The sequence below is a fragment of the Stenotrophomonas rhizophila genome (assembly GCF_007667275.1).
Classification (GTDB): domain Bacteria; phylum Pseudomonadota; class Gammaproteobacteria; order Xanthomonadales; family Xanthomonadaceae; genus Stenotrophomonas; species Stenotrophomonas maltophilia_AE.
Window position 1 is genome coordinate 264,954 of sequence record NZ_VDQT01000005.1, and the last position, 24,673, is coordinate 289,626.

Here is a 24,673-nt window from a genome sequence, read left to right on the forward strand (position 1 = left end):
CCAGGGCCGGCCGGGGTGACCGCATGGAGTGTTGGCCTGAACAGTCGTTTGATCCATGACCTTGATGAGGATTTCAACGTGACCAAGAAGCAGAACCTTCGCATCAACGTGCTGGCAGCCGCCGTGCTGTCGCTGTCCGTGGGCGCCAGCGCCTATGCCGCCGGCTTGCCGGTGAAGGAGCCGGCAAGCCAGGCCAGTACCGCGCAGCAGAGCTCCGAACGCATCATCGTCAAGTACCGCACCGGCACCGCCGCTGCCAGCGACCGTTCGGCCAAGCTGGCCGCGGTGACCTCGGCGGTGTCGCGCGCCAGCCTCGGCGGTACCGCTTCGCGCGCCGCCGCGGCCAGCCCGCAGCTGCTGCGCCGGCTCGGTACCGGTGCCGATGTGATCCGCCTGCAGGGCAAGCTCAGCCAGGCGCAGCTGCAGACCGTGCTGAAGGAAATCCAGGCCGATCCGTCGGTCCAGTACGCGGCCGCCGACGTGAAGCTGCAGCGCGCCGACGTGCGTGCGAAGGAAACCGCGCAGCTGGTGCCGAACGACCAGTACTACGCCCAGTACCAGTGGCACCTGCACAGCGCCACCGGTGGCGTGAACGCACCGGCCGCGTGGGACGTGGCGCAGGGCGAAGGCGTGGTGGTGGCGGTGCTGGACACCGGCATCCTGCCGCAGCACCCGGACTTTGCCGCCGGCACGCTGCTGGAAGGCTACGACTTCATCAGCGACGCCGAGACCTCGCGCCGCCCGACCGATGAACGCGTGCCGGGTGCGCTGGATTACGGCGATTGGGTAGAGAACGACAACGAGTGCTACGCCGGTTCGCTGGCCGAAGACAGCTCCTGGCACGGCACCCACGTGTCGGGCACGGTCGCCGAAGCGACCAACAACACCATCGGCATGGCCGGGCTTGCCTACAAGGCCAAGGTGCTGCCGGTGCGCGTGCTCGGCAAGTGCGGCGGCTACCTGTCCGACATCGCCGATGCGATCACCTGGGCCTCGGGCGGTACGGTTGCCGGTGTGCCGGCCAATCCGAACCCGGCCGAAGTGATCAACATGAGCCTGGGCGGCGGTGGCGCGTGCGATCCGGCTTACCAGGATGCGATCAATGGTGCGGTCTCGCGCGGCACCACCGTGGTGGTGGCGGCCGGCAACCAGGCCTCGAATGCGTCGGGTTACCGTCCGGCCAGCTGCGCCAACGTGATCGCCGTGGGCGCCACCCGCATCACCGGTGGCATTGCGTCGTACTCCAACTTCGGAGCGGCGGTGGACCTGTCCGGTCCGGGCGGCGGCGGTGGCGTCGACGGCAACCCGGGCGGTTACGTCTGGCAGGCCGGCTACAACGGCCTGACCACGCCGACCTCCGGTGCCTACAGCTACATGGGCATGGGCGGCACCTCGATGGCCTCGCCGCACGTGGCCGCCGTGGCCGCGCTGGTGCAGGGCGCGCTGGCCTCGGCCGGCCGCGATCCGCTGACCCCGGCGCAGCTGGAAACCCTGCTCAAGCAGAGCGCGCGCGCGTTCCCGGTCACCATCCCGACCTCCACCCCGATCGGCAGCGGCATCGTCGATGCCAAGGCGGCACTGGATGAGGCCCTGGAAGAGCCGTGCACGGTCGACTGCGCGCCGGATGCGACGCCGCTGACCAACCGCGTGGCGGTGGGCGGGCTGAGCGGTGCCGGTGGCAGCGGAACCCTGTACAGCTTCGAAGCCACGGCCGGCAAGCCGGTCAGCATCCTGACCTACGGCGGCAGCGGCAACGTGTCGCTGTACGTCAGCGCCGGCGAGGAGCCGACCGCGACAGACTTCGACGCCAAGTCCAGCCGCCCGGGCAACAGCGAAACCGTGCGCTTCACCGCGCCGGTGGCCGGCACCTACTACATCAAGCTGGTCGGCGAGTCGGCCTTCAGCGGGGTGAGCATCCAGGCCGTCCAGTAACGCAGCAGCGCACCCACGGGAGCCCGTCATGTGACGGGCTCCCGTTTTCCATTGGCCACTACCGCATGTGGCACCACGACGAACTGCTAAAGTCTGCGGGTCGCCAGGAGAGCTTTCGTGAATGCGGTAACCCACGATCTTGCTGAAGAGTCGTCAACGGACGCGGAATCCCGCATCGTGGCGCTGTTGCTGCGCAACGGACGCCTGAAGGAGGCCGACCTGGCCCGGGCCCGTCCGCTGCAGCGCGAATCCGGCGGCAGCCTGCTGCCGCTGCTGGTGCGGCTGGGCCTGGTGTCCGAACGCGACCATGCCCAGGCCTGTGCCGAGGTGCTGGCGCTGCCGCTGCTGGAGGCCAAGGCCGTCCCCGAAGCACCCCCCGAATCCCTGCTCGATGCGCTGCCGCTGTCGCTGCGCTTCCTGAAGCAGTTCCATGCCTGTCCGCTGGGCCTGCACGATGGCGTGCTCGACCTGTGGCTGAGCGACCCGCAGGAACCCTACGCCGCCGAAGCGGTGCAGCTGGCCATGGCCGTGCCGGTACGCCTGCACGTGGGCCTGCGCTCGGAAATCGACGACCTGATCGAACGCTGGTTCGGCCAGGGCCGCAGCGCGATGGGCGCGATCATTGAAACCGCCGATGGCGAAGGCAGCGCGGTCGACGATATCGAGCACCTGCGCGACCTCGCCTCCGAAGCGCCGGTGATCCGACTGGTCAACCTGGTGATCCAGCGTGCAGTGGAACTGCGGGCGTCCGACATCCACATCGAACCGTTCGAGAACCGGCTGAAGGTGCGCTACCGCGTCGACGGCGTGCTGATCGAAGGCGAAAGTCCGCCGGCCAACCTCACCGCGGCGGTGATCAGCCGCATCAAGATCATGGCGCGGCTCAACATCGCCGAGCGCCGGCTGCCCCAGGACGGCCGCATCATGCTGCGCGTGCAGGGCAAGGAACTGGACCTGCGCGTCAGCACCGTGCCCACCGCGCACGGGGAAAGTGTGGTGATGCGCCTGCTCGACCGCGACACCGTGGTGTTCGATTTCCATCGGCTCGGGTTTACCGACGCGTTCCTGCCGCAGTTCCGGAAGGTGCTCGACCAGCCGCATGGGATCCTGCTGGTCACCGGCCCCACCGGTTCGGGCAAGACCACCACGCTGTACACCGCGCTCAGCCAGCTCAATACCGCCGACGTCAAGATCATCACCGTCGAAGACCCGGTCGAGTACCAGATCGAAGGCATCAACCAGATCCAGGCCAAGCCGCAGATCGGCCTGGATTTCGCCAGCGCGCTGCGCAGCATCGTGCGCCAGGACCCCGACATCATCATGATCGGCGAAATGCGCGACCTGGAAACCGCGCGCATCGCGATCCAGTCGGCGCTGACCGGCCACCTGGTGCTGTCCACCCTGCACACCAACAACGCCGCCGGTGGCATCACCCGCCTGCTCGACATGGGCGTGGAAGACTACCTGCTCACCTCCACCATCAACGGCATCCTGGCCCAGCGCCTGGTGCGCCGGCTGGAGCCGCAGCATGCGCTGCGCTACCCGGCCTCGCCGGAGGAAATCGAACGCTTCGACCTGCGCCGCCTGCAGCCGGAAGGCGAGATTTACCTGTACCGCGCGCAGCCCTCGGCGTTGGCGCCCACCGGTTACCTCGGCCGCACCACCATCATGGAATTCCTGGTGATGAACGACGAGCTGCGGCGCGCGGTGATGCGCCGCGCCGGCATGGGCGAAGTGGAGCAGATCGCGCGTGCCGCCGGCATGCGCACCATGTACGAAGACGGCCTGTCCAAGGCGCTGCAGGGCTACACCACGATCGAGGAAGTGCTGCGCGTGACGGAGGAAAGCTGAGCATGCCGCAGTACCGCTACAAAGCCCTCAACGCGCACGGTGAGCTGTTCGACGGCCAGATGGATGCCGCCAGCGAAGCCGATGTCGCCGCGAAGCTGCAGGACCAGGGCCACCTTCCAATGGAAGCGCGCCTGGCCGGCGAGGGTGGCGCGGGCGGTTTTTCGTGGGCCGCGCTGGTGCGGCGCAAGCCGTTCGACGGCGCCGCGCTGGTCCAGTTCACCCAGCAGCTGGCCACCCTGCTCGGCGCCGGTCAGCCGCTGGACCGCGCGCTGGGCATCCTGCTGGAGCTGCCGGAAGACGAACGCAGCCGGCGGGTGATCGCCGACATCCGCGACGTGGTGCGTGGTGGCGCGGCGCTGTCCACCGCGCTGGAACGCCAGCATGGGCTGTTCTCGCGGCTGTACATCAACATGGTGCGCGCCGGCGAAGCCGGTGGCAGCCTGCACGACACCCTGCAGCGCCTCTCCGATTACCTGGAACGCAGCCAGGAACTGAAGGGCAGGGTGATCAACGCGCTGATCTACCCGGCGATCCTGCTGGCGGTGGTGGGCGGGGCGCTGCTGTTCCTGCTCGGCTACGTAGTGCCGCAGTTCGCACTGATGTACGAAAGCCTGGACGTCGCGCTGCCGTGGTTCACCCAATGGGTGCTCAACGCCGGCCTCGTGGTACGCGACGGCTGGCTGGCGATGATCGTGGTGCCGGCGCTGCTGCTGCTGGTGGTCGAGCGGAAACTACGGCAACCGGCCGCGCGGCTGGCGCTGGACGGCTGGCTGCTGCAGCGCCGGGGCATCGGCGGGCTGCTGGCCAAGCTGGAAACCGCACGCCTGGCGCGCACCCTGGGCACGCTGCTGCGCAATGGCGTCCCGCTGCTGGCCGGGCTGGGCATCGCCCGCAACGTGCTGGGCAACCGCGCGCTGGCCGCCGACGTCGACGCCGCCAGCGACGAGGTCAAGAACGGCAACGGCCTCTCCGTCGCGCTGGCCCGCGGCAAGCGCTTCCCACGGCTGGCCATGCAGATGATCCAGGTCGGCGAGGAATCCGGCGCGCTGGATGTCATGCTGCTCAAGACCGCCGACACGTTCGAACAGGAAACCGCGCGTGCCATCGACCGCCTGCTGTCGGCGCTGGTCCCGGTGATCACCCTGGTACTGGCCTCGGTGGTCGGCCTGGTCATCGTGGCCGTGCTGGTACCGCTGTACGACCTGACCAATGCCATCGGCTGACCGCCGTGGCGCACTTCGTTCCGACCTGCTGCAAGGAGCTTCCATGATCCACCGTCGCACCCTGGTCCGTCCGTCTTCGCCCCGCCTCCAGGCGGGCATGAGCCTGCTGGAAATCATCATCGTCATCGTACTGATCGGCGCGGTACTCACCCTGGTCGGCAGTCGCGTGCTCGGCGGCGCCGATCGCGGCAAGGCCAACATCGCCAAGTCGCAGGTGCAGACCATGGCCGGCAAGATCGAAAACTACCAGCTCGACACCGGCAGGCTGCCGGCCAAGCTCGACGACCTGGTGACCCAGCCCGGCGGCAGCAGCGGTTGGCTGGGCCCGTATGCCAAGCCGGCCGAGCTCAACGACCCGTGGGGCAATGCGCTGGAATACCGCGCGCCCGGCGAAGGCCAGCCGTTCGACCTGATCAGCCTGGGCAAGGACGGCAAGGTCGGCGGCAGCAGCTACGATGCGGACATCAAGTACGAGTAAGCGCGCGTGGCACCGTCCGCAACGCCGCGCCGCATCCGGCCGCGCCACGCTGCAGCGCGACGGCGACGCGTGGCCGGCGTTTCGCTGCTGGAAATGCTGCTGGTGGTGGCGCTGATCGCGATCATCGGCGCGATCACCGCCACGGCGATGAACGGCGGCATCGACGGCATGCGGCTGCGCAACGCGGGCAAGGAAATCGCCAGCCAGCTGCGTTATACGCGCACCCAGGCAATTGCCACCGGCGAACGCCAGCGTTTCCTGATCGATCCGCAGGCGCGCACCTGGGAAGCGGCCAACGGGCGCCACGGCAGCCTGCCGGCGGCGATCGAGGTGCATTTCCGCGGCGCCGGCCAGGTCGCCGGGGTGGCCAGCGGCAAGGGCGGCATCGCCTTCCATCCCGATGGCGGCTCCAGTGGCGGCAGCATCGAGCTGGGCGTGCGCGACGCGTTGTGGCGCATCGACGTGGCGTGGATCACCGGCGAAGTGCGCTCGGGTCCGGTGCGGGGCGCACCATGAAGCGCCAGCGCGGCTATTCGCTGCTGGAAGTGATCGTCGCCTTTGCCCTGCTGGCGCTGGCATTGACCCTGCTGCTGGGCAGCCTGTCGGGGGCGGCGAAGCAGGTGCACGGTGCCGACCTGCGCAGCCGCGCCACCCTGCATGCGCAGTCGTTGCTGGCCGCCACCGGCATCGAATCCCCCCTGCAGCTCGGGCGAACCCAGGGCGACTGGGACGACGGGCGCTTCCGCTGGGACCTGCAGGTCGAACCGTATGTCGACGCGCGCACCACCGCGCTGCAACCGGCCGCCGCCGCTCCCGCCAGCGGTCCGACCCTGGCCCAGCTGACCCTGCAGGTGCGCTGGGGCGAAGGCGAGGGCGAGCGCCTGCAATGGCGGTCGCTGCGGCTGCTACCCACTACGCCGGAGGCGAGCCGGTGAGCGCGCGCGCCGCGCGCGGCTTCACCCTGATCGAAGTGCTGCTGGCCACGGTGCTGCTGGTGGGTGGGCTGGCGCTGGCCTTCGCCACGGTGCGTTCGGCGATGAACATCGCCCAGCGCGGCGAACGCGTGGCCGCGCAGAACGAGCGCATGCGCGCGGTCGAAGGCTTCCTGCGCCGGCGCCTGGGCATGGCGCTGCCCATGGCCGCAGAGCCGCCCGACCCGACCCGCGAACCGCTGTACTTCCTCGGCGAACCGCAGCACATGCTGTTCGTGTCCGAGCTGCCGGGCTACCTCGGTCGCGGCGGGTCCTACGTGCACGAACTGCAGGTCAACCGCAGCGGCAGCACGCTGCGCCTCGACATCGCCCTGACCCTGGTGCAGAACGGCGAACGCATTCCGGAAACCCCGCCGCGCCCGCCGGAAATGCTGGCCGACGACCTGCGCGAGGTGGCCTTCCGCTATCGCGGCATCGACCCGCGCAGCGGCCAGCTGGGCGAGTGGCAGACGCAGTGGGACGACACCCGGCGCCTGCCGCTGCTGGTCGAGATCCGCATCGTGCCGCTGCAGGGGCCGGCGTGGCCGCCGATGGTGGCGGCGTTGTCGCAGGCACGTGGAGCGCGCCAATGAGCGCTCCACGCCTCCGGCGCGCGCGCGGTGCAGCGCTGGTGCTGGTGCTGTGGTTGATCGCGCTGCTCACCGCGGTGGTCGGTGCGTTCGCGCTCAGCGCCCGAATCGAGCACCTGCAGCAGCGCGTGATCGGCGACGATGCGATCGGCCAGGAGCATGCCCGGGCCGGGCTGGAATACGCCCTGTTCCGGTTGCGGCCGTCGGCCCTGCAACCGCCGTGGCAGGCCGATGGCCGCCGTTACCGCTGGACCTTCGACGAGCGTCGCATCGACCTGCGGGTGGTCGACGAGAACGGCAAGATCAACCTCAACCTTGCCGACACCACCCTGCTCACCGGATTCCTGCAGGCGCTGGAGGTGGACCCCGTGCGCGCCCGGCAGCTGGCCGGGGCCATTGCCGACTGGCGCGATCCCGACAGCCTGAAGCAACCCGGTGGCGGTGCCGAAAGCGCCGATTACCAGGCCGCCGGCCTGCCGTATGGCGCGCGCAACGGGCGCTTCGAGACACTGGGCGAGCTGCAGCGGGTGCTGGGCATGGACGCGGCGCTGTATGAACGGATGCAGCCGATGCTGACCCTGTACAGTCGGCAGTCGCGGCCGGACCCGCGGTTCGCGGCCGGGCCGGTGCTGGCCGCGCTCGGGCTGGACGCCGAAGCGCTGCTGGCCGAGCGCGAACGCAGCGCGGCGGCCGGCGATGAAAACGTGACCGGCGCGCTTGCCAGTGGCAGCGGCACCTATAGTATCGAGAGCCGCGCAATGGATGCGCGTGGCAGGGTGTCGGTGCTGCATGCGGTGATCCGCATGGGTGCGGCGGGCACGCCGGGAACGACTTACACGGTACTTCGCTGGGAACAGGGAATGGCAGCTCGATGACGGTTTGGCGGGACAGTCTGGTACAGGCACGGGGTCGACTCGCGCCCGGCGTGGGCAACGGCCTGCGCTGGTGGCGGCGTTCCCTGCTGGCCTGGTTGCCGCTGCGCTGGCAATGGGCGATGGGCTGGTCGCAGTCGCGGCTGCTGCTGTCGCGCCACGCCGAGCAGCTGGTGCTGCGCCGCGACACCGCCGCGCAGGTCCAGGCCGTGGCCGAGCTGCCATGGCCGACCACGCCAGCCGACCTGGAACGGGTGCTGGAGGCGCGCCTGCGCGCGCTGCCGCGGCACTGGGTGTTGCCGGCGTCGGCGGTGCTGCGCCGACCGCTGCGCCTGCCGGCGGCGGCGGCGCCCCGCCTGCGCGACGTGGTCGGCTTCGAGATCGACCGGCAGACCCCGTTCGAGCCCAGCCAGGTGCATTACGACGTCCGCGAGCTGGGCACCCTGGCCGACGGCCAGCTGCAGGTGGAACTGGTGGTCATTCCGCGCCTGGCGCTGGAGCAGTGGTCGCAGCAGGCCGGTGGCTGGGCCGGGCAGCTGGCCGGCGTGGATGCCGACGACGGCAGTGGCCAGCCGCTGGGCGTGAACCTGCTGCCGCCCACGCAGCGCCGCGTCACCCGCGATCCGATGCGGCGCTGGAACCTGCTGCTGGGCTGCACCGCCGTGGTGCTGCTGGCACTTGCGGGCACCCAGCTGCTGGACAACCGCCAGGCCGCCGCCGACCGCCTGCGCGAGCAGGTCGATGCGGCCGCGCGCGATGCACGCCGCGTGGCCGCGCAGCGCCAGCAGCTGCAGGAGCTGGTCGACGGCGCCGCGTTCCTGGAAGGCAAGCGCAGCGAACACGCCAGCAGCGTAGAGCTGTGGAATGAACTGACCCGGTTGCTGCCCGATGGCACCTACCTGGAAAAACTGTCGATCGAAGGCAACACCCTGCAGCTGATCGGGCTCAGCCGCGAAGCCTCGCAGCTGGTGCCGCTGCTGCAGGATTCGCCGCTGTGGCGCAAGGTCAACCTGACCGGCGTGCTGCAGGCCGACGGCGGTGCCGGCGGCCGCGACCGCTTCACCCTCACTGCCGAGCTGCAGCCACTGCCCGGCGCGCCGGCGCCCACCACCCCGGCTGCTGCCACGCCCGCCACGGAGGTTGCCGATGGCAATGCCGCCAACACGCCGTGACCGCTGGCTGGCGCTGGGGCTGCTGCTGGCGGCGCTGGCGCTGGCCTACCTGCTGCTGGTGCACCCGTGGTTCACCCGGCCGCTGCTGGATATCAACCAGGGGATCGCCGAGCTGCAGGAACGCGACCAGCGCGTGCAGGCACAGCTGCAGCAACGTGGTCAGGTCCAGCAGCGGCTGCAGGAGGTGGAGGCCGCGCTGCAGGGTCGCCCGGGTTTCCTGCGCGAACCCACCGCCGAATCGGCGGCGGCCGCGTTGTCCAGCCGGCTGCAGGACGCGGTCGCCTCGGCCAGCCCCGGCAACCGCAGCTGCACCATCAGCAACCGCTCGCCGTTGACCGACACCGCGCGCGATGCCCAGTTCCCACGCGTGGCGCTGCAGGTGCGGCTGCGCTGCGGGGTGCCGGAAATGGCTGCGGTGCTGCATACGCTGGAAACCGGCAGCCCGCGCCTGTTCGTCGGCAACCTCAACCTGCTCGCGCAGCGCTTCCAGGCGTCGCCGAATGAAAGCGGTACCGGGCTGGACGTGTCGTTCGAGCTGGTCGGCTATCTCAAGCCCGGCGCGGGCGGCGACGCCACGGCCGTGTCGATGCCGGCACCCGCGTCCGCGCCCGAGCCGGCCCCGTCGGGCCTGCAACCGGCCGGTGCGGCGATGGCGGTACCGACCGACCCCGGCAGCGCCGAGCCGGTCGAGGAGGGTCCTGCCATTGAAGATTGAACTCGCTCCCCTGCGCAGCTGGTGGCTGGCCGGCGTGGTCGCCTGGGCGGCCGCGATCTGGATCGCCACCCTGTTCGGCGTGGGCGGGCGCATAGCGCCGCTGGACGCTGGCGAGCGCACGCCGCCGCCGCTGCCCGTGCTGGCCCCGGCCGCGCCCGAGCGCCTGGCCTCGGCCGACGCCTACGCCGCGATCGGCGCCCGCCCGCTGTTCGCCGAAGACCGCAAACCGCGGCCGTACCTGCTCGGTGGCAGCGAGGCCGGCAGTGCCAGCAGCGCGGTGACCTTGACCGGGGTGCTGCTCACCTCCGAATTCGGCATGGCCATCCTCACCACCGACCAGAAGCAGTCGCTGCGCCTGCGTCTGAACGGCGAGGCGGTGAACGGCTGGCAGCTGCTGGCGCTGGAACCGCGCAGCGCGACCGTGAGCGGCCCGTCGGGTACCCAGACCCTGGAGCTGGTGACCTTCAACGGCCAGGGCGGCGAACCGCCGACCGTGCTGGCCAGCAGCGCGGGGAGCACGCAGGCCAATGGCGCCCGCCCGCCAATCCCGCCACCGCCCCCGGGCAACCCCGCCGCCCGCGTGCCGCCGGCCGCTGCGCAGGCCGCTGCCGAAGCGGCCGCCGCCGCTGCCGCCAATTCGGCAGCCAACGCCGCCGCTGCTGCAGCAGCGCAGCCGCCCGGCGCGCAGGGACCCAGCGAACAACAGATGCAAGCCATCCGCGCCCGCATCCAGGCGCGCCGCCAGCAATTGCAGCAACAGTCGCAGCAGCCGCCCGCGGGCGGCTCCGGCCAAACCAAATAGAGTGAAAGCATGACATTGCGCCTTTTCTCCCTGTCGTTCGCCGTGGCCCTGCTTGCAGGCTGCGCTTCCGTGCCCGGGCCCGAGGTGCGCCGCGACGCGGTACTCGACGGTCGCCACCAGGTGGTCGCCGGCGACGGCTCGCATGACGGCGTGGACGCGCAGCCGCTGGGCGCCGACGGTGCGCCGCAGCCGGTGATCCGCCGGGGCAGCGGCACCATGATCAACCGCAGCGCGGCGGCGGCGCCGTCGCCCGCGCTGTCGCAGGCCAGCAGTGGGACCGCCACCTTCAACTTCGAAGGCGAATCGGTGCATGCGGTGGTCAAGGCGATCCTCGGCGACATGCTCGGCCAGAACTATGTGATCGCCCCCGGCGTGCAGGGCACGGTGACCTTGGCCACGCCCAAGCCGGTGTCCTCGGCGCAGGCGCTGAACCTGCTGGAAATGGTGCTGGGCTGGAACAACGCGCGCATGGTCTACAGCGGTGGCCGCTACAACATCGTGGCCGCCGACCAGGCGCTTGCCGGCACCGTGGCGCCGAGCACCGCGCCGGCCGCCAACGCACGCGGATTCGAAGTGCGGGTGGTGCCGCTGCAGTACATCTCCGCCACTGAAATGAAGAAGGTGCTGGAACCGTACGCGCGCCCGAACGCGATCGTGAACGTCGACGGCGGGCGCAACGTGATCACCCTGGGTGGCACCCGCTCGGAGCTGGAAAACTATCTGCGCACGATCGAGATCTTCGACGTGGACTGGCTGTCGGGCATGTCGGTGGGCGTGTTCCCGATCCAGACCGGCAAGGCCGAGCAGGTCGCCGCCGACCTGGAGAAGGTGTTCGGCGAAGAGAGCAAAACCCCGAGCGCCGGCATGTTCCGGTTCCTGCCGCTGGAAAACGCCAACGCGGTGCTGGTGATCACCCCGCAGGCACGCTACCTGGACCAGATCCAGCAGTGGCTGGAGCGCATCGACACCGCCGGCGGCAGCGCCCGGCTGTTCTCCTATGAACTGCGCTACATCAAGGCCAAGGACCTGGCCGAGCGCCTGGCCGAAGCCTTCGCCAGCGAAAACAGCCGCAGCGGGCGCAGCGGCGGCTCGCTCGCACCGGGTGCGAACGTGCAGGAGCTGGGCAGCCGCGACGGCACCGGCAGCAACAGCTTCAACAGCAACGGCAGCACGGGCGGCACCAACCGCACCGGCGGCATGGGCGAGGGCACCATGAACCTGCCGCAGCGCCAGCCCGGCAATGCCAGTTTCAACCTGGAGGTGCAGGGCGATTCGGTCGGCGTGTCGGCGGTGGAGGAAACCAATACGCTGCTGGTGCGCTCCACGCCGCAGGCTTGGCGTTCGATCCGCGAGGTCATCGAGAAGCTCGACGTGATGCCGATGCAGGTGCATATCGAGGCGCAGGTGGCCGAAGTGTCGCTCACCGGCGATCTTGCCTACGGTGTGAACTGGTTCTTCGAGCAGGCCGTGGCAACCGGCAAGACCGAGAGCGGCATCGACCTGCCCAGCGCACTGGGGCGTTCGATCTGGGGCAGCATCTCCGGTCGGGTCGGCGACGGCGGGCTGGGCTGGACCTTCCTGGGCAAGAACGCGGCGGCGGTGGTCACCGCGCTGGACAAGGTCAGCAACCTGCGCCTGCTGCAGACCCCGTCGATCTTCGTGCGCAACAACGCCGAAGCCACGCTCAACGTGGGCACGCAGATTCCGATCAATTCGGTCTCGGTCAACACTGGGGTCGGCGGCGACAACACCTACAGCCAGGTGCAGTACCTGGACACCGGCGTGATCCTGAAGGTGCGCCCGCGCATCACCCGCGACGGCGTGGTGTTCCTGGACATCGTGCAGGAAGTCAGTTCGGCCGGCGCGATCCCGTCCGGCTGCGACCCGACCCGCACCACCTGCAACCCGCCGATCAACACGCGCAAGATCTCCACCGAAGCGGCGGTGCAGAGCGGCGACACCATCATGCTGGCGGGGCTGATCACCAATTCGGATGAGAACGGCGCCAACGGCGTGCCGGGCCTGAGCCGGATCCCGGTGCTCGGCGCGCTGTTCGGCAGGAAGACCCAGAACACCGACCGCTCCGAAGTGATCGTGCTGCTGACCCCGACCATCGTGCGCAACGCGCAGGAGTCGCGGAACCTGACCGACGAATACAGCAACCGCTTCCGCGCGATGGAGCCGTTCCCGGCCCGTCCGAAGCGCTGAGCCGGCGGGGGCGGCTGCCACGTTGGCGGCCGCGCCTGCTACGCTGCGGGGAGGACGCCGCATGCAGGGGGTTGGATGGGGACGATCGTGTTGCTGCCGATCGGGGTCGATGACAGTGCCCTGGACCGCTGCCTGGCCGCGCTGGATGCCGGCAGTCCGGCCGCCACCCCGGTGTGGTTGGCCGACGACGGCCAGGCCGGGCCGCGCGCGCAGGCGGTGATCGAACATTGGCTGGCGCACACCCCGCTGCGTGCCGAGTACACCCGCCGGGCGCGGGCGATCGGGGAGGTGGCGCACCTGGATGAAATGCTGCGCGCCTGCGACGGCAGCGACGTGGTGGTGCTGGCGCCGGACGCGGTACCGGCGCCGGGTTGGCTGCAGCAGCTCGATGCCTGTTTCGCCCGCGATGCCTCGATCGGTTCGGCCACGCCGTGGTGCAACGCCGGTGAAACCGTGGCCTGGCCGCGCCTGGGCGAGATCAACCCGGTGCCCGACGACCTCGACGCAGTGGCCCAGGCCTGCGCGGCACTGCCCAGCCTGCACCCGGAACTGCCGTCGGCGGTGACCCATGCGGTGCTGCTGCGGGCTAATGCGCGGCGCAAGGCCGGCGGCCTGGACATGCACAGCTACGCATCCTGGAACGCGGCGCTGGTCGACCTGAGCCTGCGCATGGCAGGCCTCGGCTGGCGCAATGCCCTGTGCGAAAACGCCTTCGTCGCGCGCGAGGGCGAAGCGCAGGCGCAGGACGGTGAAATGGAAGCGCTGGGGACGCGCTGGCCGGCCTGGCAGCCGCGACTGGCCGCCTTCCTGATGGGCGATCCGCTGCTGCAGCTGCGCCAGGACCTGCAGCGACTGCACCAGCAGGCGATAATGCCGCGGTCCCAGGGCGATCTGTTCGGTTCGCCCGCCCCGCCGCCGGAGTCGTCCGTTTGAATCCCAGCATTGCCGTGGTGATCGTCAGCTACCAGAGCGCCAGTACCCTGGACGCCTGCCTGGTGCGGTTGCGTGCCGCCGAAGACGTCGCCGAAATCCGGGTGGTGGACAACGGCTCCGACGACGGCACCCTGGAGATCGTGCAGCGCCATGCCAGCGCCGACCCGCGCCTGCGCTTCATCGCCAACCCGGACAATCCGGGCTTCGCGGCGGCCAACAACCAGGGCGTGGCCGACAGCCAGGCGCCGTGGCTGGCGTTCATCAATCCGGACCTGCTGGTGGCGACTGACACGCTGTCGCTGCTGCGCGCGCGCGGGGTGGCGCTGGGCGACTGCGTGCTGGGCGTGGAGCAGGTGGACGAGCAGGGCCAGCCCGATGCGGCGGTACGCCGGCGCGATCCGGACTTCGGCGCCATGCTGCGCCACCCGGGGCAGGGCGCGCGGCTGGCGATCCCGGCCGACCCTTCGCAGCCGCTGCAGCGGGTGCCGGCGCTGTCCGGTGCGCTGCTGCTGATGCCGCGTACGCTGTTCGAGCGCATTGGCGGCTGGGATGCTGGTTACCGGCTGCACGCCGAGGACCTGGACCTGTGCCGGCGCGCGCGTGAGGCCGGGGCCGTGGTGGCGATCGCCAATGACCTGCAGGTGGTGCATGTGCGCGGCGTATCGAGCCGCTCGCGGCCGTTCTTCGTGGAATGGCACAAGCATCGCGGGCTGTGGCGCTATTTCCGCCGGTTCGAGGCACCCCGGCGCAACCTGCTGGTGCAGGCGGCGGTCTGGGGCGCGATCTGGGCCCACGCGGCGGCGCAGGTGCCACGGTTGCTGCGTCGGCGCTGAAAAGCGTACCCACCAACGGTGGGCACCTACCTGGTGTTGATACCCACCAACGGTGGGCACGTCCCGGTGGGGCGGTGCGATGGTGCCCACCCATGGTGGCAGGTCCCGGATGGGGCGGTGCATTGGTCCCCGCCACCGGCGGACGGCATTGCCCGGTAGGTACCGACCGTTGGTCGGTACACGCTCGCAGGCGCATAATCCGGGCATGATCATCCAATCGCTGCTCGACACCGACCTGTACAAATTCACCATGATGCAGGCGGTGCTGCACCAGCACCCCGGGGCGCAGGTGCAGTACCGGTTCAAGTGCCGCACGCCCGGCATCGACCTGGCCAGCTACATGGACCAGATCAACGCCGAGATCGACCATCTCTGCAGCCTGCGCTTCACGCCGGAAGAGCTGGACTACATGCGCGGGCTGCGCTTCGTGAAGCCGGATTTCGCCGACTTCCTCGGCCTGTTCCACCTGGACCGCAAGTACATCGACCTGCGGCCGTCGCAGACCACCCCAGGCGAAATCGAGTTGGACATCACCGGGCCGTGGCTGCACACGATCCTGTTCGAGGTGCCGCTGCTGGCGATCATCAACGAGGTCTGGTTCCGCAACACGAGCGAGCCGGACTACGCCGAGGGCGAGCGCAGGCTGCAGGCCAAGACCGCGCTGCTGCGCGATACGCCCGGCTTCGAGTTGTGCCGCATCGCCGATTACGGCAGCCGCCGCCGCTATTCGCGCGACTGGCATGCGCGCATGCTGCCGATGATGCGCGAGGCGCTGGGCGACCAGTTCGTGGGCACCAGCAACGTGCACTTCGCGCGGCTGTACGGGATGACGCCGCACGGGACCATGGCCCACGAGTACCTGCAGGCGTTCCAGGCGCTGGGCCCGCGGCTGCGCGATTCGCAGGTGGCGGCACTGGAGTCGTGGGCACGCGAGTACCGCGGCGACCTGGGCATTGCGCTGTCGGACGTGGTCGGGCTGGAGGCGTTCCTGCGCGATTTCGACATGTATTTCTGCAAGCTGTTCGATGGCGTGCGCCACGATTCGGGCGACCCGTTCACCTGGGGCGACCGCATGCTGGCGCACTTCAAGGAGCGGCGGGTGGATCCGCGCAGCAAGGTGCTGGTGTTCAGCGACGGGTTGAACATCGAGAAGGTGATGAGGCTGTTCGACTATTTCCGTGGCCGCTGCCAGGTGGCGTTCGGGGTCGGCACGCACCTTACCAACGACCTGGGGCCGACGCCGCTGAACATCGTGATCAAGATGGTCCGCTGCAATGGGCAGCCGGTGGCGAAGCTGAGCGATTCGCCGGGCAAGAGCATGTGCGACGACCCGGGCTACCTTGCCTACCTGCGCCAGGTATTCGAGTTGCCGCCGGCGTGAGGCGGGTCACGACCGACGGTCGTGACCTACCGATCAAACACCGGCCGTGACGCCCCCCGTCCAAACCGTGACGCCGCCCGTCCAAACGCCGGTAGGTCACGACCGTTGGTCGTGACGCCCCGTCGGATCAAACGCCGGTAGGTCACGACCATTGGTCGTGACGCCCCGTCGGATCAAACGCCGGTAGGTCACGACCGTTGGTCGTGACGCTCTGGATCATTCCAGCGCGTAGCGCAGCACGAACAAGCCGGCCACCAGCCATACGGCCGGATGCACATCCCGCCAGCGCCCGGTACCCGCCTTCAACACCGCATAGGCAATGAAGCCGAACGCCAACCCGTTGGCGATGGAATAGGTGAACGGCATGGCCAGCGCACACAAGGCGGCGGGCACCGATTCGGTAAGGTCGCCCCAGTCCACGTCCACCAGTTCGCGCAGCATAAGCCCGGCCACGAACAGCAGCGCCGGTGCGGTGGCATACCCGGGCACCATACCGGCCAGCGGCGAGAACAGCAGGGCGGCGAGGAACAGGGCGGCGACGACCAGTGCGGTCAGTCCGGTGCGTCCGCCGGCCTGCACGCCGGAGGCGCTTTCGGCAAAGGCGGTGGTGCTGCTGGTGCCGAGCAGGGAGCCGGCGACGATGGCGGTGCTGTCGGCGAGCAGGGCACGGCCGAAGCGCTTTTGGGCGCCGGGCAGTTTGAGCAGGCCGGCACGCCCGACGACGCCGTACAGGGTGCCGGTGGCGTCGAACACTTCGACGAGGACGAACACGAGCACGACCTGGAGCAGGACGGCGATGGGGGCGCCACCGTCGTGGTGCAGCAGGCCGGGCAGGTCGAGCTGCAGGAAGGTGGGGGCAAGGCTGGGCGGCAGGGAGACGACGCCGTGGTACTGGACGTCGCCGAGGGCCCAGGCGGCGGCGGTGACGGCGAGGATGCCGATCAGGATGGCGCCGCGCACGCGACGTGCTTCGAGGATGGCGATCAGCAGGAAGCCGGCGAGGGCGAGCAGGGGCGGGGCGGTGTTGAGCGGGCCCAGTGCGACGAGGGTGTCGCTGTTGGCGACGATGACGCCGGACTTCTGCAGGGCGATGATGGCGAGGAACAGGCCGATGCCGGCGACGATGGAGGCGCGCAGGGAGGCGGGGATGCCGGCGACGAGCCAGGCACGCACGCCGGTGAGGGACAGTGCGAGGAACACCAGGCCGGAGATGAAGACCGCGGCGAGCGCCTGCTGCCACGGCAGGCCGGCGGCGCCGACCACGGTAAAGGCGAAGAAGGCATTCAAGCCCATGCCAGGCGCCATGCCGACCGGGAAGTTGGCGGCAAAGGCCATCACCATCGAGCCGATGGCGGCGGCCAGGCAGGTGGCGACGAACACGGCGCCGGGGTCCATTCCGGTGGTGGCGAGGATGTCGGGATTGACGAAGACGATGTACGACATCGTCAGGAACGTGGTCAGCCCGGCCAGCAGTTCGGTGCGCACGGTCGTGCCGTGGTGCTGGAGCTGAAACAGGCGTTCAAACATTTTCATGGTTGGGGTCCATCTGGAAATGTGTTCTTTGGAGCAACGGCAACGGCAACGGCAACGGCAACGGCCTTCGCCTGCGGCATTGCGAGCTGAGGGCCGACGGGTACGGGGGTACGGGACACGCCGTGAACCCATCCATGGGGGCTCGTAGAAAACATCCATGTTTTCTACGGTCCCGTACCCCCGCACCCGCCGTCCCTCCGATACCGCATCGGTGGCCAGGGAAAAAATCAGCGGCAACGGCAACAGCAAAACAACCCGAACCATCTGCCCGCGTAGGGACACGCCATGCGTGTCTGCTCTACCCAACCGCCCACGACCCTGTGTGGGGGCGGCCGGCGGGTAGCCCCCGCAGGGACTGTCAAAAACATGGATGTTTTTGACAAGCCCCCATGGATGGGTTCACGGCGTGTCCCGGAGGGGGCTACCCGCCGGCCGCCCCACCTAGCAGACAACAGAGACGCCGCGCTCCTGCTTCTGCTTTTGTCACAGCATGACAACCCACAAAAGCAAAACGGCCGCGCAGAGCGCGGCCGTTTTTTCGTGCTGTTACTTCAGCGCCTTGAAGCGCAGGCGCTTCGGGGCGGCGTCGTCGCCCATGCGGCGGCGCTTGTCTTCTTCGTACTCGCGGTAGTTGCCCTGGAAGAACTCCACGTGCGAATCGCCTTCGAACGCCAGGATGTGGGTCGCGATGCGATCCAGGAACCAGCGGTCATGCGAAATCACGAACGTGTTGCCCGGGAACTCCAGCAGCGCATCTTCCAGCGCACGCAGGGTTTCGATGTCCAGGTCGTTCGACGGTTCGTCGAGCAGCAGCACGTTGCCACCCTGCAGCAGGGTCTTGGCCATGTGCAGGCGGCCGCGCTCACCACCGGACAGCGAACCGACCAGCTTCTGCTGGTCCTGGCCCTTGAAGTTGAAGCGGCCGATGTAAGCGCGCGACTGGATCTCGATGCCGTTGATGTTGAGGATGTCCAGGCCACCCGCGATTTCCTGGAACACGTTGTGGTTGCCTTCCAGCGCATCGCGGCTCTGGTCCACGTACGACAGCTTCACCGTCGGACCGACCACGATCTCGCCCGAATCCGGCTTTTCCTGGCCGGTGATCATCTTGAACAGGGTCGACTTACCCGCACCGTTGGGGCCGATGATGCCCACGATCGCGCCGGCCGGCACCAGGAAGCTCAGCTCGTCGAACAGCAGGCGGTCGCCGAACTTCTTCGACACGTTCTTGAATTCCATCACCGAATTGCCCAGGCGCTCGCCCGGCGGGATGAAGATTTCATTGGTCTCGTTGCGCTTCTGGTAATCCACCGACTGCAGCTCTTCCAGGCGGGCCAGACGCGCCTTGCCCTTGGTACGGCCGCCCTTGGCGTTCTGGCGCGACCACTCCAGTTCCTTCTGGATCGCCTTCTGGCGCGACTTCTCCTGGTTGTCTTCCTGCTTCAGGCGCTCGTCCTTCTGCATCAGCCAGTCGGTGTAGTTGCCCTTCCACGGAATGCCGCGGCCGCGGTCCAGTTCCAGGATCCACTCGGCGGCGTTGTCCAGGAAGTAGCGGTCATGGGTGACCGCCACCACGGTGCCGGTGTAGCGCGCCAGGAACTGTTCCAGCCATTCCACCGACTCGGCGTCGAGGTGGTTGGTCGGTTCGTCGAGCAGCAGCATGTCCGGCTTCTGCAGCAGCAGGCGGCACAGCGCCACGCGGCGCTTTTCACCGCCGGACAGCTTGCCTACGACGGCGTCCCACGGCGGCAGGCGCAGCGCATCGGCGGCCACGTCCAGCTGGTTTTCCAGGGTGTGCGCATCGCCTGCGGCGAGGATCGCCTCCAGGCGTTCCTGTTCCTTGGCCAGCTTGTCGAAATCGGCGCCTTCCTCGGCATAGGCCAGGTACACCGCGTCCAGCGCGGCCTGCGCCTGCAGCACTTCGCCCACGCCTTCCTCGACCGCTTCGCGGACGGTCTTGGTCGGGTCCAGCTCCGGTTCCTGGGCCAGGTAGCCGACCTTGATCCCGGGCTGCGGGCGGGCTTCGCCCTCGAAGTCGGTATCCACGCCGGCCATGATCTTCAGCACCGTCGACTTGCCGGCGCCGTTCAGGCCCAGCAGGCCGATCTTGGCACCCGGGAAGAACGACAGCGAGATGTCCTTGATGATCTGCCGCTTGGGCGGGACCACCTTGCTGACGCGGTTCATGGTGTAGATGTATTGCGAGGACATGAGCTCTCCGAAGGCGCAACCCTGCGCCCGTTCCGGCAGGAACAGGAACAGATGGGAAAAAGGATGACCTCGATTATAGCCGGAAGCGCTGCCACCCGCCCCTCGGCCCGTGGGACGGGGCTGGCCGCTGCCTGAATGGGCGGTCAAACGGGTTCGAATGGAAACCGTTTCCAGCCGGAAACCGTTCAGATCCCGTCAGCATTATGGAAAGCGTCAATCCACCAAGCGAGGCCAATCATGCGTATGAATCGAATTCTGGTCGGAACCGTGGCCTCGCTGCTCGCCTTCGGCAGCATCGCCCCGGCCTTCGCCGATGACCACCGTGGCCGTGGCCATGACCGCCACGAGCGTCACGACGACCGTCACGACCGCCGCCACGACCGGGGCCATGACCGCCGCGACTGGCGCGACGATCGTCGCGAAGCCCGCCACGACCATCGCTACCACGACAACCGTGGCTACTACCGCCCGGCCCCGCCGCCGCGGGTGGTCTACCGCCCGGCACCGGGCCGGGGCTACGGCTGGGCCCGCGGCCACCGCTACAACGAGTACTACCGGGGCCCGGTCTACGTGGTCAACGACTACAGCCGCTACTCGGTGCGCCGCCCGCCGCGCGACCACCACTGGATCCGCGACGACCGCGGCAACCTGCTGCTGGTCGCCATCGCCACCGGCATCATCGCCGACTACGTGATCAACAACCGGTAAGGCTCCCTTACCCCCAAAAAGCGCGCCCCCGGGCGCGCTTTTTCGTTCCGGGCGGGGTTCGGCCTTACAATCAGGGGCCCGCTGTCCCCCCTTCTGCCTGGAGTAAGCGATGTTCCCGCGTGACGTCCGCATCGAAACCTACGATCCCGAACTGGCCAAGGCCATCGCCGCCGAAACCCAGCGTCAGGAAGACCACGTCGAGCTGATCGCCAGCGAGAACTACACCAGCCCGGCCGTGATGGAAGCGCAGGGCAGCCAGCTCACCAACAAGTACGCCGAAGGCTATCCGGGCAAGCGCTACTACGGTGGCTGCGAGTATGTCGACATCGCCGAGCAGCTGGCGATCGACCGCCTGAAGCAGCTGTTCGACGCCGACTACGCCAACGTGCAGCCGCACAGCGGCTCCCAGGCCAACCAGGCGGTGTACTTCGCGCTGCTGCAGCCGGGCGACACCATCCTCGGCATGAGCCTGGCCCACGGCGGCCACCTGACCCACGGTGCCAAAGTCAATGCGTCGGGCAAGCTGTTCAACGCCGTCCAGTACGGGGTGAACGAGCAGGGCCTGATCGACTATGACGAGGTCGAGCGCCTGGCCGTGGAGCACAAGCCGAAGATGGTCGTGGCTGGTTTCTCGGCGTATTCGCAGGTGGTGGACTGGGCGCGCTTCCGCGCCATCGCCGACAAAGTCGGCGCCTACCTGTTCGTGGACATGGCCCACGTGGCCGGCCTGGTCGCCGCCGGCGTGTACCCCAGCCCGCTGCCGCATGCGCACGTGGTGACCTCGACCACCCACAAGACCCTGCGCGGCCCGCGCGGCGGCATCATCATCGCCAAGGGCGCTGGCGAAGAGATCGAAAAGAAGCTGCAGTCGATCGTGTTCCCCGGCATCCAGGGCGGTCCGCTGATGCACGTCATCGCCGCCAAGGCCGTGGCCTTCAAGGAAGCGCTGGAGCCCGGCTTCAAGGCCTACCAGCAGCAGGTGGTGAAGAATGCCCAGGCGATGGCCACCACGCTGATCTCGCGCGGCTACAAGATCGTCTCCGGCGGCACTGAAAACCACCTGATGCTGGTCGACATGATCGGCAAGGACGTGTCCGGCAAGGACGCGGAAGCCGCGCTGGGCAAGGCCCACATCACCGTCAACAAGAATTCGGTGCCGAACGATCCGCGTTCGCCGTTCGTGACCTCCGGCCTGCGCCTGGGCACCCCGGCCGTGACCACCCGCGGTTACACCGAGCAGGACTGTGTCGAACTGGCCAACCTGATTGCCGACGTGCTTGACGCCCCCGCCGACGAGGCCGTGATCGCCCGCGTCCGTGACGCGGTCAGCGCGCAGTGCCGCCGGTACCCGGTCTACGGGTGATCCGGGCCCCTGGCAGCGGCGTCCGGCGCCGCTGCCAGGAACCATGAACCACATCCCGATTTGTACGCAGGGGTCTTCTCAGGTACCGTTGCGACGCTGCCGTGACCACGGCATGACGTTTTCCTGATGCAAGGCGTTCCATGTACTGTCCGTTCTGCCAGCATGCCGATACCCGGGTGATCGACTCGCGCGTCTCCGAAGACGGTGCGACGATCCGCCGTCGGCGTGAGTGCGAGGCCTGCAACGAGCGCTTCAGCACGCTGGAAACCATCGAATTGAAGCTGCCGGCGATCGTCAAGAGCGATGGCAGCCGCGAGCAGTTCGATGCGCGCAAGCTGCGGGTCGGCTTCGACCGCGCGCTGCAGAAGCGCCCGGTCCCCGAAGACAAGATCGAACTGGCGGTGCGCGCGGTGATGCAGCAGCTGCGCATGTGCGGCGAACGCGAAATCCCCTCGATCAAGGTCGGCGAGTTCGTGATGAACGAACTGCGCAAGCTTGACCACGTGGCCTACGTGCGGTTTGCGTCGGTCTACCGCAGCTTCGAGGACGTGGCCGATTTCCGCGAGGAGATCGAGAAGCTCGAACGCGAGCTGCCGTCCAGCACCGAACAGCTGCAGCTGCTGGGCGACGTCATCGCCCTGACCAAGAAAAAGAAGGGGTAGAGCGGGGCTCTGCCCCGCTGACGGGGCTCTGCCCCGCTACGTAGAAAAGCAGCGGGGCAGAGCCCCGCTCTACGCCCCGCCGGTCGCCGTGGCGTTACCATGCCCGCATGACTGATTTCTCCACGCTCGACCACCTGCACATGGCGCGCGCACTGCGCCTGGCCGAACGCGGGCGCTTCACTACCCGTCCCAACCCCGTGGTCGGTTGCGTGATCGCGCGCCACGACCGCGTGGTCGGCGAGGGCTGGCACCAGCGCACCGGCGGTCCGCATGCCGAGGTGTTCGCGCTGCGCCAGGCCGGCGCCGAGGCGCGTGGCGCCACCGCCTATGTCACCCTCGAGCCCTGCGCCCACCACGGACGCACCCCGCCGTGCGCGCTGGCCCTGATCGAGGCCGGTGTGGCGCGGGTGGTCGCGGCCATGCGCGACCCGTTCCCGAAGGTCGATGGCGGCGGCTTCGCGCTGCTGCGCGAGGCCGGCATCGAGGTCGCCGAAGGCCTGATGGCCACGCAGGCGCGTGAGCTCAACCTCGGCTTCCTCTCGCGGGTCGAGCGCGGCCGGCCCTGGGTGCGGGTCAAACTGGCCGCCAGCCTGGACGGGCGCACGGCGATGGCCGATGGCAGCTCGAAGTGGATCACCGGTGAGGCCGCCCGCGAGGACGTGCAGCGCTGGCGCGCGCGCGCCGGCGCGATCCTGACCGGGGCCGGCACGGTGCTGGCCGACGACCCGCAGCTGACCGTGCGCCTGGCCGACACCGAAGTGGTCCCGCCGCTGCGGGTGGTGCTGGATGCGCGGCTGCGCTCGCTGGAATGCGCACGCGTCCGCGAGGGCGGCGCGCCCACCCTGTACCTGCATGATGCGGCGGTCAGCGCGCCGGATGCCGCCGATGCCGGGTTCGCCAGCGTGCCCGGCCGCGAGGGCCGGCTCGACCTGGGCGCGGTGCTGGCCCTGCTGGCCGGACGCGGCATCAACGAAGTGCATACCGAAGCCGGCGCCGTCCTGTCCGGCGCGTTGCTGAAGGCAGGGCTGGTGGACGAACTGCTGCTGTACCAGGCACCGATCCTGCTCGGCGAGCAGGGGCGGCCGCTGCTGGACGGCATGGACATCACCCGCATGGACCAGCAGCGGCGGCTGCGCGTGGTCGATCAGCGCCAGGTGGGGGCGGACCTGCGACTGTTGCTGCGGGCGTGACACCGTAAAAAAACGGGCCCCTTGCGGGGCCCGTCGATCATGGCGCGGTTGAACGCGGCCCGATCGGTAACTCAGAAGCTGGCGCGCACGCCCACCGAGTACTGGGTCACGTCGTCGTAGTACTGCACTTCGCCCACGATGCCCCAGTTGCGGTTGAAGCTGACCTGACCGCCGAGCGTGCCGATCCACACGCCGTCCATGTCGCTGCCGTCGAGGTAGCCGGCCTTCAGCCAGGCTTCGGTCGCGCGCGAGGGCTTGCCACGCAGGCCCAGCGCGCCGCGGGCGGCGTTGCTGTGGACCTTCACGGTCTCGCTGTAGACGCCGTCGTCGTACTTGGCCTCGTTGTTGATGCGGGTCCAGGCCAGGTCGGCGGTGAAGTCCAGGCGGTCGGTCATCGGCATGTGGTAGCCGATGCCCAGCTCCGGCTGGTCGATGGTGTTCTTGATGCGGTATTCGCCGACGGCATCTTCCAGGCGGTAGGTCTTGGAGGTGCTGCTATAGCCGCCGAACACATTGACCTGGTCGGCAATGGCGAACGAGCCACGGATGTAGCCGCCGTCCAGCTTCGGGTTGCTGCCCGGCACGCTGATCTGCTGCTGGGTCCAGCCGCCTTCGACGTAGGTGTAGCTCATGCTTTCCGCAGCAGAGGCCACGAGAGGAGCGGCGGCCAGCAACGCGGCGGCCAGGACGAGCATCTTGCGCATGACGATTCCTTGGAAAAAGTGAGGTCCGTTTCAGCCGGCCCATCATGGGCGGCAGGGCGGCGGTCATCGCCGCGCGGGGCGCATCTTAACAAATTGTTTACAGAAAGCGAGCGCTCAGCCAGCGCTGTTACAATGGGCGCGCCGGTTCGCCGGTATACAAACGTCTTCAGGGCGGGGTGCAATTCCCCACCGGCGGTAGGTGCGCAAGCACGAGCCCGCGAGCGCTTCCGGTCATGCCGGAAGGTCAGCAGATCCGGTCCGATGCCGGAGCCGACGGTATAGTCCGGATGAAAGAAGACGGTGCTACAGGGCCTGCATGGCCCTGCGCCCGCCTGTTTGCC

General features: G+C 68.8%; 22 protein-coding genes and 1 riboswitch. Of the genes, 19 read left to right on the forward strand and 3 right to left on the reverse strand.

All coding sequences use genetic code 11. The features are described 5' to 3' along the window. Positions 1-78 precede the first annotated feature (78 nt). From FSZ13_RS16390 to pncB, 15 genes are all read left to right on the forward strand, one after another. Positions 79-1,932 carry a S8 family peptidase gene (locus FSZ13_RS16390; protein WP_145481491.1) on the forward strand — a complete coding sequence of 618 codons (1,854 nt, stop codon included), beginning with the start codon at positions 79-81 and terminating at the stop codon, positions 1,930-1,932. Positions 1,933-2,049: 117 nt separating this feature from the next. After that, positions 2,050-3,783 (forward strand): type II secretion system ATPase GspE, encoded by a 1,734-nt coding sequence (gspE, locus tag FSZ13_RS16395; protein WP_145481492.1) that lies wholly within the window; start codon positions 2,050-2,052, stop codon positions 3,781-3,783. 2 nt (positions 3,784-3,785) lie between these two features. Next, complete coding sequence (gene xpsF, locus FSZ13_RS16400) at positions 3,786-5,006, forward strand: type II secretion system protein XpsF (protein WP_145481493.1); 1,221 nt, start codon at positions 3,786-3,788, stop codon at positions 5,004-5,006. A 43-nt stretch (positions 5,007-5,049) separates the two neighbouring features. Then, positions 5,050-5,484, forward strand: coding sequence for a type II secretion system major pseudopilin GspG (gspG, locus tag FSZ13_RS16405; RefSeq protein WP_186308970.1), 435 nt, complete (start codon positions 5,050-5,052; stop codon positions 5,482-5,484). Positions 5,485-5,490: 6 nt separating this feature from the next. Further along, complete coding sequence (gene xpsH / locus FSZ13_RS16410; protein WP_429000019.1) at positions 5,491-6,000, forward strand: type II secretion system protein XpsH; 510 nt, start codon at positions 5,491-5,493, stop codon at positions 5,998-6,000. Continuing rightward, positions 5,997-6,419, forward strand: coding sequence for a type II secretion system protein XpsI (gene xpsI, locus FSZ13_RS16415; RefSeq protein WP_145481494.1), 423 nt, complete (start codon positions 5,997-5,999; stop codon positions 6,417-6,419). The genes xpsH and xpsI overlap by 4 nt, the downstream gene beginning before the upstream one ends. After that, the gene (locus FSZ13_RS16420; RefSeq protein WP_429000020.1) at positions 6,416-7,048 is read left to right on the forward strand and encodes a type II secretion system protein J; all 633 of its coding nucleotides are present in this window, start codon (positions 6,416-6,418) and stop codon (positions 7,046-7,048) included. Before xpsI ends, FSZ13_RS16420 begins: the two co-directional genes overlap by 4 nt. Continuing rightward, positions 7,045-7,920, forward strand: coding sequence for a general secretion pathway protein GspK (locus tag FSZ13_RS16425; RefSeq protein WP_145481496.1), 876 nt, complete (start codon positions 7,045-7,047; stop codon positions 7,918-7,920). The genes FSZ13_RS16420 and FSZ13_RS16425 overlap by 4 nt, the downstream gene beginning before the upstream one ends. Further along, a complete protein-coding gene (locus tag FSZ13_RS16430) occupies positions 7,917-9,089 on the forward strand; it encodes a PilN domain-containing protein (protein ID WP_145481497.1) in 1,173 nt (390 codons plus the stop codon). The genes FSZ13_RS16425 and FSZ13_RS16430 overlap by 4 nt, the downstream gene beginning before the upstream one ends. After that, entirely contained in the window at positions 9,064-9,804 is a 741-nt protein-coding gene (gene gspM / locus FSZ13_RS16435; RefSeq protein ID WP_145481498.1) for a type II secretion system protein GspM, read from the forward strand. The genes FSZ13_RS16430 and gspM overlap by 26 nt, the downstream gene beginning before the upstream one ends. Further along, complete coding sequence (locus tag FSZ13_RS16440) at positions 9,794-10,606, forward strand: general secretion pathway protein GspN (protein WP_145481499.1); 813 nt, start codon at positions 9,794-9,796, stop codon at positions 10,604-10,606. Before gspM ends, FSZ13_RS16440 begins: the two co-directional genes overlap by 11 nt. Positions 10,607-10,615: 9 nt before the next feature. Beyond that, entirely contained in the window at positions 10,616-12,814 is a 2,199-nt protein-coding gene (gene gspD, locus FSZ13_RS16445; protein ID WP_145481500.1) for a type II secretion system secretin GspD, read from the forward strand. Positions 12,815-12,889: 75 nt separating this feature from the next. Beyond that, positions 12,890-13,747 (forward strand): glycosyltransferase family 2 protein, encoded by an 858-nt coding sequence (locus FSZ13_RS16450; protein ID WP_145481501.1) that lies wholly within the window; start codon positions 12,890-12,892, stop codon positions 13,745-13,747. Next, on the forward strand, positions 13,744-14,580 hold the full coding sequence (locus tag FSZ13_RS16455; RefSeq protein ID WP_145481502.1) for a glycosyltransferase family 2 protein: 837 nt from the start codon (positions 13,744-13,746) through the stop codon (positions 14,578-14,580). Before FSZ13_RS16450 ends, FSZ13_RS16455 begins: the two co-directional genes overlap by 4 nt. A gap of 205 nt (positions 14,581-14,785) precedes the next feature. Continuing rightward, a complete protein-coding gene (pncB, locus tag FSZ13_RS16460; protein ID WP_145481503.1) occupies positions 14,786-15,961 on the forward strand; it encodes a nicotinate phosphoribosyltransferase in 1,176 nt (391 codons plus the stop codon). Positions 15,962-16,177: 216 nt separating this feature from the next. Here pncB and FSZ13_RS16465 read toward each other — a convergent pair whose 3' ends face one another. Both FSZ13_RS16465 and ettA read right to left on the reverse strand, forming a co-directional pair. Further along, entirely contained in the window at positions 16,178-17,494 is a 1,317-nt protein-coding gene (locus FSZ13_RS16465; RefSeq protein WP_145481504.1) for an NCS2 family permease, read from the reverse strand. Positions 17,495-18,040: 546 nt separating this feature from the next. After that, positions 18,041-19,705: an energy-dependent translational throttle protein EttA gene (gene ettA / locus FSZ13_RS16470; RefSeq protein ID WP_145481505.1), complete on the reverse strand. Its 1,665-nt coding sequence runs from the start codon at positions 19,703-19,705 to the stop codon at positions 18,041-18,043. A 237-nt stretch (positions 19,706-19,942) separates the two neighbouring features. On the opposite strand from ettA, the gene FSZ13_RS16475 reads away from it, so the two are divergent. From FSZ13_RS16475 to ribD, 4 genes are all read left to right on the forward strand, one after another. After that, complete coding sequence (locus FSZ13_RS16475; protein ID WP_145481506.1) at positions 19,943-20,413, forward strand: RcnB family protein; 471 nt, start codon at positions 19,943-19,945, stop codon at positions 20,411-20,413. Positions 20,414-20,522: 109 nt separating this feature from the next. Continuing rightward, complete coding sequence (glyA, locus tag FSZ13_RS16480) at positions 20,523-21,776, forward strand: serine hydroxymethyltransferase (RefSeq protein WP_145481507.1); 1,254 nt, start codon at positions 20,523-20,525, stop codon at positions 21,774-21,776. A 140-nt stretch (positions 21,777-21,916) separates the two neighbouring features. Next, on the forward strand, positions 21,917-22,438 hold the full coding sequence (nrdR, locus tag FSZ13_RS16485; RefSeq protein WP_145481508.1) for a transcriptional regulator NrdR: 522 nt from the start codon (positions 21,917-21,919) through the stop codon (positions 22,436-22,438). A gap of 107 nt (positions 22,439-22,545) precedes the next feature. Continuing rightward, positions 22,546-23,628, forward strand: coding sequence for a bifunctional diaminohydroxyphosphoribosylaminopyrimidine deaminase/5-amino-6-(5-phosphoribosylamino)uracil reductase RibD (gene ribD / locus FSZ13_RS16490; protein WP_145481509.1), 1,083 nt, complete (start codon positions 22,546-22,548; stop codon positions 23,626-23,628). Between the two features lie 71 nt (positions 23,629-23,699). On the opposite strand, the gene FSZ13_RS16495 is transcribed toward ribD, so the two are convergent. Further along, a complete protein-coding gene (locus FSZ13_RS16495; RefSeq protein WP_145481510.1) occupies positions 23,700-24,332 on the reverse strand; it encodes an outer membrane beta-barrel protein in 633 nt (210 codons plus the stop codon). 158 nt (positions 24,333-24,490) lie between these two features. Then, positions 24,491-24,635: riboswitch (FMN riboswitch) on the forward strand. Positions 24,636-24,673: the final 38 nt, after the last annotated feature.